This is a genomic window from Hydrogenophaga crocea (assembly GCF_011388215.1).
Classification (GTDB): Bacteria; Pseudomonadota; Gammaproteobacteria; order Burkholderiales; family Burkholderiaceae_C; genus Hydrogenophaga; species Hydrogenophaga crocea.
This window is the reverse complement of record NZ_CP049989.1, coordinates 2,270,057-2,284,408: the sequence shown is the minus strand read 5'-3', so window position 1 is coordinate 2,284,408 and position 14,352 is coordinate 2,270,057. Positions and strand designations below refer to the sequence as shown.

Sequence of the window (14,352 nt, the reverse complement as noted above, 5' to 3'; positions counted from 1 at the left end):
TCTTCATGACACGCACCGACACCACCGCCCCACCGCCCTCGCTCTGGGCCGATCTGCGCGCCGCGCTGCGCGGCACGCAGGCCGACTACACGCGCATCCCGCTCAAGCGCGCGGTGCTGCTGCTGGCCATTCCCATGATGCTCGAGCTCGTGCTCGAGTCCACCTTCGCGGTGGTCGACATCTTCTTCGTCGCCCAGCTCGGCGCATCCGCCGTGGCCACGGTGGGCCTCACCGAGACCTACCTGTTCCTGCTGTACTCGGTGGCCATGGGCCTGGCCACGGCGGTCACGGCCATCGTGGCGCGGCGCGTGGGCGAGCAGCGCGGCGAGGCGGCCGCGCTGTCGGCGGTGCAGGCCATCGTGCTGGCGGTGCTGGTCTCGCTGCCGGTCACGTTCGCGGGCATCTTCTGGGCGCAAGACCTGCTGCGCCTCATGGGGGCCGACGCCTGGGCCATCGAGCACGGCTACCGCTACACGCAGTGGATGCTGGGCGGCAACCTCGTGATCCTGCTGCTGTTCGTGATCAACGCGGTGTTTCGCGGCGCGGGCGACGCGGCCGCCGCCATGCGCGTGCTGTGGGTGGCCAACGCGGTCAACATCGCGCTCGACCCGCTGCTCATCTTCGGCCTCGGCCCCATACCGGCCATGGGCGTGGAGGGCGCGGCCATCGCCACCAACATCGGCCGCGGCGTGGGCGTGCTCATGCAGCTGTGGATCCTCGCGCGCGGCAGCGAGCACCTGCGCCTGACGGCCGCGAGCCTGCGCTGGGACGGCGCCACGCTGCTGCAGATCGCGCGCACCTCGCTCGGCGGCATCGGCCAGATGATCATCGCCATGACGGCCTGGGTGTTCCTCATGCGCATCCTGGCCAGCCTGTCGACCGAGGCGGTGGCGGGCGCCACCATCGCCATGCGCGTGATGATGTTCACCCTCATGCCCGCGTGGGGCATGTCGAACGCCGCGGCCACGCTGGTGGGGCAGAACCTGGGCGCGGGCGACGCCGTGCGCGCGGAGGCCGCGGTGTGGCGCATCGGCTGGATGAACATGGTCTTCACGCTCGCGGTGTCGGTGGCCTTCTTCTTCGCGCACGACGCCATCATCGGCCTGTTCACCGACGATCCTGCGGTGATCGCGGTGGGTGGCGAATGGCTGTCCATCCTCGCGTACTCGTACTTCGTGTACGGCTGGTGGATGGTGGCCGTGCAGGCCTTCAACGGCGCGGGCGACACGCTCACGCCCACCTGGATCAACTTCGTGTTCTTCTGGCTGATCCAGCTGCCGCTGGCCTGGGCGCTCGCGCTGCCGCTGGGCTGGGCGCACTCGGGCGTGTTCTGGGGCGTGTTCGTGTCGGAAACCGCGGTGGGGCTGTTCACGCTGTGGCTGTTCTCGCGCGGCGGCTGGAAAAAGGTGAGGGTGTGACAGGCCGCCCCGTGCCCGTGCGGCTGCTCGGCGCGCATCCGCTGGACGAACTCGTTGCGCACATCCGCGCGCTGCCACGCACGGGCCGCGCGGTGTGCCTGGTGGCCATCGACGGCCGCAGCGGCAGCGGCAAGTCCACGCTCGCACAGGCACTGGCCGATGCACTGCCGCCCGCGCGCGTGATCGACGGCGACGACTTCTACGGCGGCGGTGTCGATCTGCGCCACGACACGCCCGCCGAACGCGCAGCGGCGTGCATCGACTGGCGGCGACAGCGCGAGGTGCTCACGGCCCTGCGCGCCGGCCGGCCCGCCACCTACCGCGGCTTCGACTGGGACGCCTTCGACGGCTCGCTGTGCGCCACCGAAACGCGCGTGGCCCCGGCACCGCTCGTGGTGCTCGAAGGCGTGTACAGCGCGCGCGCCGAACTGGCCGACCTGCTCGACCTTCGCGCCGTGCTCGGGGTGGACGACGCGCTGCGCGAACAGCGCCTGCGTGCGCGCGAAGGCGGCATCGGCCCCTGGGAGCGGCAGTGGATCGAGGCCGAAGTGCCGTATTTCGAGCGATTGCTCGCGGGCGTTGAGCGCTAGAGTCGACGCACCTGAACAAGGGAGGAAACCACGCATGTTCGGCATGTTCGAAACGGCACGGCCCGGGCGGGCCTGGGGGCGGTCGGGCTTGGCGGCGGTCGCGCTGGGCATTGCGGCGGCTACGCCCGCACCGGCGCAGACCCCGCCGCAGACGGCCGCGGCCCTCCCCACGGTATTGCGCCTGTTGTGCGAAGAAGCGGCCGCCGGCGCGGCGGTGACCCTCAATGGCGAAGCGCGCGGCGAATGCCCGGCCGACGGCCCGCTCGACCTGATCGTGGTGCCCGGCACCTACCGCTTGCGCGCGGCCAAGCCGGCCGGCCTGGACCAGGAACGCGTGTTCGAGAAAGAGCTGCGCATCCTGCCGGGCACCTTGCCGCGCCAGGAGGTGCTGCTCGGCAACGCGCGGCCCACCGCCGACGCCCAGCGCCGCCAGGCCGAGCAGCAGGCCCTGGCGGAGCAGGCGCGCGAGAAAGCGCTGCGCGAAAGAGCGGCCATCGAACGCCCCATCGACGAGGCCCTGGCCGCCCACGACGCGCAGCACGGCCTGTTCTGCTTCGCGGTGCAGCGAACCAGCTGGCGCCACAAGCGCGCGGTGTCGCCGGTGTGGGAAACCCCCACCGCGGGCGACAAGAGCCGAACGGCGCAACTCGCCTCGCTGCGCGGCTTCGTCGAAGCCCTGCACGCCGCGGACGACGACTGGTTCGCCTGGCCCGCCTACGGCCAGGGCGGCGCCGAGCCCGTGCCGCGCTGGGACCGCCCGACAGACACCGCAGCCATCGAAGGCGCGCGGACCGTGGTGCTCGTGAACGGACGCCAGCTCTCGTTCGGGCGCGGCCTCGAGGAGCAGGACGTGACGCAGCATTGCTACAGCACGGCCGATCAGGCGCATCTGGCGCGCCAGTGGTACGCCGGGGGCATGGCGTCGCTGGCGGTGGTGCCCCCCGGCAGCCGGCCGGCGCCGCCCCCACAGGCGTTGGCGCCCGGCCGCCAGTTCTGCACCGCCGCCGTGCGTGTGGGCGACAGCGCGCACCAGGTGCGCAGCGGGGTGTGGGCGCCCGGTGGGGCCACGCTGTCCGAACGGCAGCTGTTCAACGCGTTCGTGACCTTCAGCAGCGCGGTTCAGACCAGCGACCCTGAGCGATGGCCTGCCCTGATGCGCGGCCCCCTCAATGGAAGCTGCCAAGGCAAATCCGGGCTGTCGAGCAAATGCGTGGCCCGCTTCGAGAGCCACGGCCGCAAGGACATGCAGGGCGACATCGTCTGCCTGCCCGACGCGATGTCGGCCTTTCAGCAGCGCCAGGCCTACAAGGCCGCGGCGCTGCGCGACCAGATTGTGAGCGACGACTTCGAGTGGGCGCCCGCGGGCGCCACCCTTATCGAAAGACCCTGACCATGACCCGCGCGTCCCCATTCCTTGCGCGCCGCCCGCTGGCCCTGTTGCTGGCCGCGCTGCTGAGCGCCCTGCTGTCGGCCCTGGCCGTGCCCGCACGGGCGGTCTCCAACGCCCCGCCCGCGACCGACGCCGCCCACCTGCAAGGTCTGGTCTCTCAGCTCGACGCGATGGACCGCGCCGAGCTGCTGGATCTGCTCGACCAGGCCGATCGCTGCACGCTGGCGCGCGACTTCCCCTGCGCCGAGGCGCGCCACCGCCGCGCGCGCCTGTACGCGCACCAGCAGCGCGACCGCGCCTGGCTGGCCAAATCGAAGGCCTTCCTCGAGGAAGAGCGCGAGCTGCAGGCGCGCGAAGAGAAGCGGCGCGAGCGCGAGGCGCAACGCCTGGCGCTGGAAGACGAATGCGCGCGCTTTTGCCCCGTGCCCGCGCAGTACCGCCAGTGCGTGGCGGGCCAGCGCTACGTGGGCAACTGCACCGACGGCAGCCCCACGCCCAGCCTGGCCGACGGCATGCGCGAAGGCTTCGCGTCGGCCATGAACGGGGCGCAGCGGCTGAACAACATCCACAACCAGGCCATGAACCGCCTGCAGGACACCCAGGCCGAGCAGCGGCGCGCCACGGCCCGCGAAGAAGAGGCGCAGCAGACCCGCCGCGCGCAGCAGGCGGCGCTGGCGCGCGAACGCCAGTCGCAGGCCCAGGCACCCGCACCGTCGCAGGCCGCCGCGCCCGCCCGGGCCGAAGCGCCGCTCTACACCTTCAACTGGCCGGGCAGCCTGAGCTCGGACAGCATGCACGCGTCCGAGGCCGAGGCGCGCGCCGAGGTCGCGCGCCTGGCCGAGCGCGCGCGCCGCGGCGAAACCGAGCCGACGAAGATCCAGCGCGGCCTCATTCCCGACGCGGTGTCCTACGAGTGGGTCAAGACCGGCCCGACCCAGTGCCGGCCGAACACCAGCGGTGGCAAAACCCTCTGGTGGTGCTGGGCCGACACCGAGTACCGCGTAGTCTCGCGCGCACCGCGCCCCAGCGGCGGCAACAACGCGCCGGCCGCGGGCGTGGCGCGCTGAACGCGGCGCCCTACGGGCGCGCCGCCTTCTTCGCCTTGGCCGCGGGCTTGAGCCGCGCGCTGGCGTCATCGAGCCACAGCAGGGCTTCGGTGTGCGCCATGAAGCGGCGCAGGTAGTCGGGCGAGAGCTCGGTGAGCAGGCCCAGGGTGCGCAGCACCAGCATGTGCGAATTGAGCGGGCCCGCGTTCTCGGCGCCGCGCCGCACCGCCTGGTGCACGGCCTCGACCGCGCTCAGGCGGGCCCAGCCCTCGTGAAAGGCCGCGGCGCTGCGCAGTTCGCCGCGCGCGGTGGCCGAGCGGCCCGTGACCCGCTCGATGTGGCGGTTGAGCTCGGCCAGCGGCGCGGCGTGCGGCTTATTCACGCGGGGCTCCGCTCGCGGGCTTGGTCGCGGCCGAGGATGCGGGCGTGCGCGGCACGGGCGCCATTTCCACGCGGCGGTTGAGCGCGCGGCCGCTTTCGTCGGCGTTCGAGGCCACGGGCTGCTCGGCGCCGAAGGCGGCGCTGAACACGCGCTGCGGCGGCATGCCTTCCTGGATCAGCGCGCGCGTGACCGTGAGCGCGCGCTGCGCCGAGAGTTCGAGGTTGTCGGCGAAGCGCTGGTTGCTCGCGTGCACCGGGCGGTCGTCGGTGAAGCCGCTCACCATCAGCATCTCGTCGCGCTCGCCCAGGTACACCAGCAGCGGCGGCACCAGGCTCTTGAGGATCTGCCGGCCCTCGGGGCGCAGCTCGTCGGAGTTGAGCGCGAACAGCACGCTGCCGCTGATGCCGATGCGGCCGTTGTTGAGCGTGACGCGCCCGCTCTGCAGCGGGATCGCGAGCGCCTTCTCGAGCGCCATGCGGCGCTGCTCCTCCTGCTCGCGCTTGCGCACCTCGGCCTGCAGGCTGTTCACCAGGTCCATCTGCACCACGAGCACGCCGACCAGGATGAGCACGAAGGCGCCCACCAGCCCGGCCATGAGGTCGCCGAAGGCGGCCCACACGGGGGCCTGGTGCTCGGCGTGTTCGGCGTCGTCGCCGTGGCGGTCGTCCAGCCCCAGCATCAGGCGGCCTTGCGCGTGTCGGGCTGGCTGCGCAGGCGGCGCAGGTCTTCGACGATGCCTTGCTGTGCGCTGATGCTGAGGTCGACCACCTCGCGCGCCTGCGCCACGTAGTAGGCGAGCTGTTCGTCACTGCGCGCCATCGATTGCGCGAGCGCGTTCTGAATGGCCTGCAGGCTGTGCATCAGCGCCTGGTTGCTGTCGCTGAAGCGCTGCACGCCCTGACCGAAGTGTTCGCCGAGCTGTGCAAGGCCCGTGGCGCTGGTCTGGATGCGCGCGGCCACGTCTTCGGCGTGCACGGCCTGCGCACCCACGGTGTCGGCGAACTGGCGGCCCATCTGGTCGAGCACCGCACCCGCAGAGCCGACCAGGGTTTCGATGGCGGCGCGCTGCCCGTCGGTGGTCTGCTGCACGCGTTGCAGCAGGGCGTCGATCTGCTGCATGAGCGTGGCGCGTTCCTGCAGCGCGGCCTGGTCGCGCTCGTCGAGCTGGCCGAGCTCGCGGCGCAATTGCGCCATCACCTCGGCCGCGGCGCGCGGGGCTTCGGTGGCGCTGTCGATCAGGCGGGCCATCGGCGCTTCGAGCGCCTGGCCGAGTTGCTCGAGCTGGGCGCCGGCCTGTGCGTTGAACGCCGCCTGCTGTTCGCCCAGGCGCTGCAGCGCGGCCTCGCCGCGCGCGTCGAATCGATCGGCCAGGGCCTGCACCTGCTCGGCCACCGTCGCGCTCACGCGCGCCTGCAGTTGCGCGGCCTCGTGCGCCAGGCGTTCGTGCAGTCGCGTGGTGTCTTGCGCCATGCCCGCCATGGCCGCGCTCACCACGGGGGTGAGGTTCTCGCCGGCCGCGCGTGCCCCGGCTTCCAGGCCCTGGCGCAGCGATTGTTCGACCGAGCGCGCGAGCTCTCGGTAAGCCGCGTCGGCGCGGTCGAGGAAAGCGCCCTGGCGCGCGAGCAGGTCTTCATCGAGCCGCTGGCCGCGCTGCTCCACCTGGGCGACGAGGGCCTGCAACTGCGCCACCACCGCGGGCAGCAACTGGGCCTGCTGCTGCAGCGCGTCAACCGTGGCCTGGCGCTGGTGTGCGAGCGAGAACGCGCGAAAGTGCGTGGCCACGCGCGCGTCGAGCAGGCGCAGCGCCTCGGCGCGCTCGCGGCGCGCGATGGCCGACATCAGGCCCAGCATGGCCGAGGTGGCCACGCCCACCACCGAGGTGCCGAAGGCCAGGCCCAGGCCCTTGATGGGCGCGGCCAGCGCGGTGCGGATGGCCTGCAGATCGGCCGAGCCTTCGAGCGTGAACACCACACCCTTGAAGGTGATGACCATGCCCAGGAAAGTGCCCAGCATGCCCAGCATCACAAGCAGGCCGATGAGGTAGGGCGTGAGCGCCAGGCCGGGCAGGGCGCCGCGCTCGGTCTCGATGCGCTGGCGCACGGCGGCCTGCAGCGCGGCGGGCACGCGCGGCAGCCAGTCGTCGAGCGCGGCCAGGGGTTGCGGCACCTCGGCCAGTGCGCGCGCCAGGCCGGCGCTGGCCTGGCGGTGGCGCTGCAACTCGTGCGCGCCCACGAGGTAGGCCGCGCCGATGAGCGCGGTCATGGCCAGGGCCAGGGCGCTGGTGCCGATGAAGCCCAGGCCCACCCAGGCGAGGGACGCGAGCCCGAGCGCGAAGGCGGCGGCGAAGAAAAAGCGGTTCAGGGAAGCACGGTTCATGGGCGGGGCGTCAGGGGGTGGGGCCGGCCTGCTCGAAGGCTTCGACCAGGCCGGTCACCGGTTGCAGGCGCAGGTCGAGCTCGGCGCGCAGCGCCTGTTGCAGCTCGGCTTCGAAGGTGGCGGGCCAGGTCTCGGGCTCGCTCTGGCGCAGCTGTTCGAAACGCGCCTTGAGGAACTGGGGCACGTCGGCCAGCAGACGCTGCTCGCGCCCGCCGAGCAACTGGTCGAGCGTGGCGTCGAGCTGGGCCAGCCGGGCCAGTTGCGGCGAGGCGGCCGCGAGCGTCTGGCGTGCGTGCTGGCGGAAGGCGTCGATGGCGGTTTCCATGCGCCGCTGCAGCGCGAGGCAGCGCTGGTGCGTGGGCGCGAAGCTGGTGTCGTCGGGCATCAGCGGCAGCGCGGGCGGGGCCGCGATGCCGTGTTCGAGCGTGTCGCGCAGGGCCTGCAGGGCCGGGCGCAGGCCGGGCCCGGCCGCGCCGGGGCGGGTGGCGCGCCGCTGCGCCGGGGCGGCCTGGATGGCCTGGTGCGCCGCGTGCAGGGCGATCGCATCGCGCACGTTGAGCCAGCCGCCCAGGCGCTCGGCCAGGTCCTGCCGCGGGGCGTCGGCGGGCGCGGGCAGCCAGGCGGCGAGCTGTCGCACCAGAGCGGTTCGGTGGGCTAGGGGGCGCAAGAAACGGTCCTCGGCGCGGCCACGGGGCGGATCCGGCGGCGCTGGCCAGAAAGAACAAAGGGCCTTGGTGAACAAGGCCCTTTGGCAATGGGTGGTGGAGACGAGGAGGATCGAACTCCCGACCTTCGCATTGCGAACGCGACGCTCTCCCAGCTGAGCTACGTCCCCACGAAAAACCGCATTTTAGCCACAAGCTCAGACCATGCCGTTGCGTCGGGCGAGTTCGACGAACAGGGCGGAGTGGTCGAGGTCGCCCACGCCCTGTTGGACGGCCTCGGCGAAGAGCCGCTCGAACAGGCCGGTGATGGGCGCCTCGAAGCCGAGCTCGCCCGCGGTGGTCATGGCGTTGCGCATGTCCTTGAGCTGCACGGTCATGGCGGCGCGCTTGGTGAAGTCGCGCTCGACCATGCGCTGGCCGTGCACCTGCAGCACGCGGCTCTCGGCGAAACCGCCGCCGATGGCCTGGCGCACCTTGCCCATGTCGGCGCCGCCCTTCTCGCACATCAGCAGCGCCTCGGCCACGGCGCCGATGGTGATGCCCACGATCATCTGGTTCGCGAGCTTGGCGAGCTGGCCCGCGCCGTGCGGGCCCACGTGCGTGGGCCGGCCCAGGATCTCGAACACCGGGCGCGCGCGCTCGAAATCGCCCGCCTTGCCGCCGGCCATGATGGCCAGCGTGCCCGCCTCGGCGCCCACGGTGCCACCCGACACGGGCGCGTCCACGTGGCCCAGGCCCAGCGCGGCCAGGCGCTGCGCGTGGTCGCGCGCCTGACGCGGCAGGATGGACGACATGTCCACCACCAGGCCGCCGCGCGCCAGGCCGGCGGCCGCGCCCTGGCGGAACAGCACGTCGTCCACCACGTCGCCGTTTTCCAGCAGGGTGATCACGATGTCGGCCCGGCCGGCCGCCTCACCGGGCGTGTCGGCCACGTGTGCCCCGAAGGGCAGCAGCCGCTCGGCCTTGCTGCGCGAGCGGTTCCACACGCTCACGCGGCAACCGGCTTCGCACAGGCGGCGCGCCATGGGGAAGCCCATGAGGCCGATGCCGAGCACGGCCACGCGCAGTTCGGTCTGGGGAGAGGGGGCGGGGGTGTTGTCGCTCACGGGTGTCTCGCTGGCGGGTGGCGCCGGATTCTAGGGAAGTGCTCAAAAAAAACGCGGTCACCGACCAGGGCCGGGACCGCGCGCAAGTGGATCGCCCGGGCCTTTTCAGGACCTGCGACGACCACGGAGTTGATCGGTACCGGGGGCGCCACCGCTGTCGCCGCCCCCGAGCTGGTCTTGCAGCGCCTGCGCCGCCTTGCCGGTGTGATCGCCCATGAGCCGCACGGCGGTGTCGGCGTCGCCTTGCGCGATCGCGTCCACGATCGCTTCGTGCTCGTCCCAGACCGGGCGGCGCAGGTCGTCGGACTGCAGGGCCAGGCCCATGGCGCGGCGGATGTGGTGCAGGTGCAGCTGCGCGCTGCGCTCGATGAATGGGTTGCCCGCAGCGCGGTAGACCGCGGCGTGGAAGGCGATGTCGGCCTCGATCAGGGCCTTGAGGTCGCCGCGCCGGTCGGCCGCGTGGCCCTGATCGATCAGCGCGCGGTCGATGCGCGCGCGGCGCTCGGCCGCCAGGCGCACGGCGAGCGCATCGAGTGCCGCGCGCACCTGGTAGACCTGGCCGATCTGGGCCGGATCGAGCGGGGCCACCTGCAGGCCGCGCGTGCGCTGGCCCGCGCCCTGCGCGAGCAGCGGGGCATCGAGCACGAAGCCGTCTTTCTTGAGCAGGCGCAGCGCCTGCATCACGGGCTGGCGCGACACCGCGAGCCGCTCGGCCAGTTCGTCCTGCGTGATGCGCCGGCCCGGTGGCAGCGCGCCGGTGCTGATCGAATCGAGCAGCGCGACGTACACCTGCTCGACCAGGTCGGGCGAGGTTTCGATGCGGTGCAGCTGGGCCGTCATGGCGGGTTTCTGAATTCCGTATACAGAATTCGCAAAGCATACCCGATGGGGGTATGCCGGGGTGTCGCCTCTGGTCGAAATACGGGGAACCCCCATGACACAATGCCCCGCCATGGACCTGAGTTTCAACCGCGACCCCGCCTGGCTCGACAGCGAATACAACAACCGCGCCCTGGTGCCCGAGCACCCGGCCATCTTCGAGCGCTGGGCCCGCGACTCGCAGGCCGCACGCCAGCAAGGCCCGGCGCTGATCGACCTGCGCTACGGCCACGGCCCCGGCGAATCGCTGGACATCTTTCCCGCGCAGGGCCGCGGCGGCGCGGCGGCCCCGGTGCTGTTCTTCATCCACGGCGGCTACTGGCGCAGCCTCGACAAGGCCGACCACTCGTTCCTCGCGCCCGCGTTCCAGCGCCTGGGCGTGTGCGTGGTGGTGGTCAATTACGCGCTGTGCCCGGCGGTGACCATTCCCGACATCACGCTGCAGATGGTGCAGGCCCTGGCCTGGACGCACCGCCACATCGGCGTGCACGGCGGCGACGCCACGCGCATCACGGTGGCGGGTCATTCGGCGGGCGGCCACCTCGCGGCCATGATGCTCGCCTGCCGCTGGGCCGAGGTGGGCGCCGACCTGCCGCCCGCGCTGGTGCGCAATGCGCTGTCGGTCTCGGGCGTGTTCGATCTGGAGCCCGTGCGGCTGGCGCCCTTCGTGGCGCCCTCGCTGCGGCTCACGCCCGCGCAGGTGCGCAAGGCCAGCCCCGCGCGCCTGCCTTCACCGGGCCTGCGCGAGGGCCGTGGCCGGCTCTACGCCGTGGCCGGGGGCGACGAGAGCAGCGAGTTCCGGCGCCAGAACGCCTTGATCCGGCCCGCCTGGGGTCGCGACACCGTGCCGGTCTGCGAAGACCTGCCGGGCCTGAACCACTTCACGGTGCTCGACGCGCTGATCGAGCCCAAACACCGGCTGCACGCGCTCGCGCGCGAGCTGCTCGGCGTGTGAATCACATCAGCAGGTGCTCGCCGGCGTTGTCGCCGCCGAGGATCACGTAGTTCACCTTGCGGATGTCGAGCAGCTTCGTGCCGCCGGCATAGCTGATCGAGCTCTGCACGTCCTGCTCCATCTCGGTCAGCGTGTGCGCGAGCGGGCCCTTGATGGGTTCGAGGATGCGCTTGCCCTCGACGTGCTTGTACTCGCCCTTGTTGAAGTCGCTGGCCGAGCCGTAGTACTCCTTGTAGAGCACGCCGTCGACTTCCACGGTCTGGCCCGGTGATTCCTCGTGGCCCGCGAACAGCGAGCCGATCATCACCATGCTCGCGCCGAAGCGCACGCTCTTGGCGATGTCGCCATGGCAGCGGATGCCGCCGTCGGCAATGATGGGCTTGGTGGCCACGCGCGCGCACCACTTGAGCGCGCTCAGTTGCCAGCCGCCGGTGCCGAAGCCGGTCTTGAGCTTGGTGATGCAGACCTTGCCCGGCCCCACGCCCACCTTGGTCGCGTCGGCGCCCCAGTTCTCCAGGTCGATCACCGCCTCGGGCGTGGCCACGTTGCCGGCGATCACGAAGGTGTCGGGCAGGCGGGCCTTGAGGTGGGCGATCATTTCCTTGACGCTGTCGGCGTGGCCGTGCGCGATGTCGATGGTGACGTACTCGGGGCGCAGGCCCTCGGCCACCAGCGCGTCCACCGTGGCGTAGTCGGGCGCCTTCACGCCGAGCGAGATCGATGCATAACAGCCCTTGGCCTGCATGTCGCGCACGAACTTCACGTTGTCCAGATCGAAGCGGTGCATCACGTAGAAGTAGCCGTGCTGCGCCAGCCAGGTGCAGATGGACTCGTCGACCACCGTCTTCATGTTGGCGGGCACCACGGGCAGGCGAAAGCGCCGCCCGCCGAGCTCCACGCCGGCGTCGCACTCCGAGCGGCTTTCCACGCGGCACTTGCGCGGCAGCAGCAGGATGTTGTCGTAGTCGAAGATTTCCATGGTGGTCCAGGCAAAAAAATACCGGGCACAGAAAACCTGGGCCCGGTGCGCGATTCTAGGCCGATGTGCACCGGCGCGCCGCTTATGGTGTGCATATGCCCGCGCGTATGGCGTGGTCGGGCCGTGGGCCCTTTCTACAATCGCCCGATGTCGCCGGATCTGTTCTCGCCCCCTGTGTCCCCGCTCGTGAGCGGCCTCAACCCCGAGCAGGCCGCGGCCGTCACGCTGCCGGCCGAACACGCGCTCATCCTCGCGGGCGCGGGCTCGGGCAAGACGCGCGTGCTCACCACGCGCATCGCCTGGCTGCTGCAGACCGGCCAGGTCGGTCCCGGCGGCGTGATGGCCGTCACCTTCACCAACAAGGCCGCGCGCGAAATGACCACGCGCCTGTCGGCCATGCTGCCGGTGAACGTGCGCGGCATGTGGATCGGCACGTTCCACGGCCTGTGCAACCGCCTGCTGCGCGCGCACCACCAGGCCGCGGCCTTGCCCGCCACCTTCCAGATCCTGGACACGCAGGACCAGCTCTCGGCCATCAAGCGCCTGTGCAAGCAGCACAACGTGGACGACGAGCGCTTTCCGCCCAAGGAACTGCAGTGGTTCATCGCGGGCGCCAAGGAAGAGGGCCTGCGCGCGCGCGACGTGCCCGCGCGCGACGAAGAAACCCGCCGCAAGGTGGAGCTGTACGCGCTCTACGACGAGCAGTGCCAGCGCGAGGGCGTGGTCGATTTCGGCGAGCTCATGCTGCGCAGCTACGAACTGCTGCGCGACAACGACGCGCTGCGCGAGCACTACCAGCGGCGTTTCCGCCATGTGCTGATCGACGAGTTCCAGGACACCAACAAGCTGCAGTACGCCTGGCTCAAGCTGTTCGCGCCGCCGCCGCTCGAAGGCCTGGGCACCGGCACCGGCGCGGTGTTCGCCGTGGGCGACGACGACCAGAGCATCTACGCCTTCCGCGGCGCGCGCGTGGGCAACATGGCCGACTTCGTGCGCGAGTACCGCGTGCGGCACCAGATCAAGCTCGAGCAGAACTACCGCAGCGTGAGCAACATCCTCGACGCCGCGAACCACCTGATCGGCCACAACCAGCGCCGCCTGGGCAAGAACCTGCGCACCGACGCGGGCGCCGGCGAGCCGGTGCGCGTGAACGAGGCCGTGAGCGATTTCGCCGAGGCGCAGTGGCTGGTCGAGGAGATCAAGGCCCTGGTGCGCGAAGAGGTGCCGCGCAGCGAGATCGCGGTGCTTTACCGCAGCAACGCGCAAAGCCGCGTGGTGGAAACCGCGCTGTTCAACGCCGGCCTGCCGTACCGCGTGTACGGCGGCCTGCGCTTCTTCGAGCGCGCCGAGATCAAGCACGCGCTGGCCTACCTGCGGCTGATCGAGAACCCGCGCGACGACACCAGCTTCCTGCGCGTGGTGAACTTCCCGCCGCGCGGCATCGGCGCGCGCAGCATCGAGCAACTGCAGGACGTGGCGCGCGCCGCGGGCTGCTCGCTGCACGACGCGGTGAGCGCCGTGACCGGCCGCGCGGGCGTGGCCATCGGCGGCTTCGTCGCGAAGATGGACGTGATGCGCGAGCGCAGCGAGGGCGCGAGCCTCAAGGACATCATCGAGCTGGTGCTCGAACACAGCGGCCTGATCGAACACTACCGGCAGGAGCGCGAGGGCCAGGAGCGGGTGGAGAACCTGGAAGAACTCGTGAACGCGGCCGAGAGCTTCGTGATGCAGGAGGGCTTCGGCCGCGACGCCGCTGCGCTCACGCAAAGCCCCGCGAGCCAGGGGCTCGACCCGAACGCGCCGCCGCTGGCCGTGCCGATCGCCGACCCCGCGCCCGACGCCGACACCGGCGAGACCCTGAGCCCGCTCGCGGCCTTCCTCTCGCACGCGGCGCTCGAGTCGGGCGACAACCAGGCCCATGCCGGCCAGGACGCGGTGCAGCTCATGACGGTGCACGCGGCCAAGGGCCTGGAGTTCGACTGCGTGTTCATCACCGGCCTCGAAGAGGGCCTGTTCCCGCACGAGAACGCCATGAGCGACCGCGACGGCCTCGAGGAAGAGCGCCGCCTGATGTACGTGGCGATCACGCGCGCGCGCAAGCGCCTGTACCTGAGCCATTCGCAGACGCGGCTGCTGCACGGGCAGACGCGCTACAACCTCAAGAGCCGCTTTTTCGACGAGCTGCCCGAGCACTGCCTGAAGTGGCTCACGCCGCCGCAGGCCCAGGGCTGGGGCGGCATGGGCAGCGCGGGCTGGGGCGGGCACCGCGCCATGGGCGCACGCAGCGAGCCGCAGCCCGCCTGGTCGCCCGGCTGGAAGGCCGCGAGCGCCCCCGCGCCCGAGCCCGACCGCGGCACCGCGATCAAGGCCGGCATGGCGGTGTTCCACAACAAGTTCGGCGAGGGCAAGGTGCTTGCGGTGGAGGGCGCGGGCGACGACGCGCGCGCGCAGGTGAGCTTCAACCGCCACGGCACCAAGTGGCTGGCCCTCAGCGTGGCCAAGCTCACCCCCATCGAATGAAAAAAGCCCCCCGGCCATCGCCGGGGGGCTCGCAGGGTGCGATGGC

General features: G+C 71.6%; 13 protein-coding genes and 1 tRNA gene. 6 read left to right on the top strand and 8 right to left on the bottom strand.

Annotated elements, in window-relative coordinates:
- The first annotated feature begins 5 nt into the window (after window positions 1-5).
- Genes G9Q37_RS10795 through G9Q37_RS10780 form a run of 4 tightly spaced genes read left to right on the top strand, consistent with a single transcriptional unit; the run spans window position 6 to window position 4,465 of the window.
- Entirely contained in the window at window positions 6-1,418 is a 1,413-nt protein-coding gene (locus G9Q37_RS10795; protein ID WP_166227201.1) for an MATE family efflux transporter, read from the top strand.
- Window positions 1,415-2,008, top strand: a complete 594-nt coding sequence (locus G9Q37_RS10790) for a uridine kinase family protein (RefSeq protein ID WP_166227200.1) — start codon at window positions 1,415-1,417, stop codon at window positions 2,006-2,008. The genes G9Q37_RS10795 and G9Q37_RS10790 overlap by 4 nt, the downstream gene beginning before the upstream one ends.
- A gap of 34 nt (window positions 2,009-2,042) precedes the next feature.
- The gene (locus G9Q37_RS10785; protein ID WP_166227199.1) at window positions 2,043-3,398 is read left to right on the top strand and encodes a hypothetical protein; all 1,356 of its coding nucleotides are present in this window, start codon (window positions 2,043-2,045) and stop codon (window positions 3,396-3,398) included.
- 2 nt (window positions 3,399-3,400) lie between these two features.
- Window positions 3,401-4,465 carry a DUF406 family protein gene (locus G9Q37_RS10780; RefSeq protein ID WP_166227198.1) on the top strand — a complete coding sequence of 355 codons (1,065 nt, stop codon included), beginning with the start codon at window positions 3,401-3,403 and terminating at the stop codon, window positions 4,463-4,465.
- Between the two features lie 10 nt (window positions 4,466-4,475).
- Here G9Q37_RS10780 and G9Q37_RS10775 read toward each other — a convergent pair whose 3' ends face one another.
- From G9Q37_RS10775 to G9Q37_RS10745, 7 genes are all read right to left on the bottom strand, one after another.
- Window positions 4,476-4,826 (bottom strand): DUF2894 domain-containing protein, encoded by a 351-nt coding sequence (locus G9Q37_RS10775; protein ID WP_166227197.1) that lies wholly within the window; start codon window positions 4,824-4,826, stop codon window positions 4,476-4,478.
- Window positions 4,819-5,505, bottom strand: coding sequence for an OmpA family protein (locus G9Q37_RS10770; RefSeq protein WP_166227196.1), 687 nt, complete (start codon window positions 5,503-5,505; stop codon window positions 4,819-4,821). The genes G9Q37_RS10775 and G9Q37_RS10770 overlap by 8 nt, the downstream gene beginning before the upstream one ends.
- On the bottom strand, window positions 5,505-7,202 hold the full coding sequence (locus tag G9Q37_RS10765) for a hypothetical protein (protein WP_240936600.1): 1,698 nt from the start codon (window positions 7,200-7,202) through the stop codon (window positions 5,505-5,507). Before G9Q37_RS10765 ends, G9Q37_RS10770 begins: the two co-directional genes overlap by 1 nt.
- A gap of 10 nt (window positions 7,203-7,212) precedes the next feature.
- Window positions 7,213-7,839, bottom strand: coding sequence for a DUF3348 family protein (locus G9Q37_RS10760; RefSeq protein WP_166227195.1), 627 nt, complete (start codon window positions 7,837-7,839; stop codon window positions 7,213-7,215).
- 122 nt (window positions 7,840-7,961) lie between these two features.
- Window positions 7,962-8,037 (bottom strand) — tRNA-Ala (locus G9Q37_RS10755).
- 27 nt (window positions 8,038-8,064) lie between these two features.
- Entirely contained in the window at window positions 8,065-8,904 is an 840-nt protein-coding gene (locus G9Q37_RS10750) for an NAD(P)-dependent oxidoreductase (protein WP_240936652.1), read from the bottom strand.
- A gap of 174 nt (window positions 8,905-9,078) precedes the next feature.
- The gene (locus G9Q37_RS10745; RefSeq protein ID WP_166227194.1) at window positions 9,079-9,813 is read right to left on the bottom strand and encodes a GntR family transcriptional regulator; all 735 of its coding nucleotides are present in this window, start codon (window positions 9,811-9,813) and stop codon (window positions 9,079-9,081) included.
- A gap of 112 nt (window positions 9,814-9,925) precedes the next feature.
- Between G9Q37_RS10745 and G9Q37_RS10740 the strand changes: the two genes are divergently transcribed.
- Window positions 9,926-10,807 carry an alpha/beta hydrolase gene (locus G9Q37_RS10740; RefSeq protein ID WP_240936598.1) on the top strand — a complete coding sequence of 294 codons (882 nt, stop codon included), beginning with the start codon at window positions 9,926-9,928 and terminating at the stop codon, window positions 10,805-10,807.
- A 1-nt stretch (window position 10,808) separates the two neighbouring features.
- Here the strand turns inward: G9Q37_RS10740 and G9Q37_RS10735 are convergent, their stop codons facing one another.
- Window positions 10,809-11,786: a GMP reductase gene (locus G9Q37_RS10735; protein WP_166227192.1), complete on the bottom strand. Its 978-nt coding sequence runs from the start codon at window positions 11,784-11,786 to the stop codon at window positions 10,809-10,811.
- Between the two features lie 147 nt (window positions 11,787-11,933).
- Between G9Q37_RS10735 and G9Q37_RS10730 the strand changes: the two genes are divergently transcribed.
- The gene (locus G9Q37_RS10730) at window positions 11,934-14,306 is read left to right on the top strand and encodes a UvrD-helicase domain-containing protein (protein ID WP_166227191.1); all 2,373 of its coding nucleotides are present in this window, start codon (window positions 11,934-11,936) and stop codon (window positions 14,304-14,306) included.
- The last annotated feature ends 46 nt before the right edge of the window (window positions 14,307-14,352 follow it).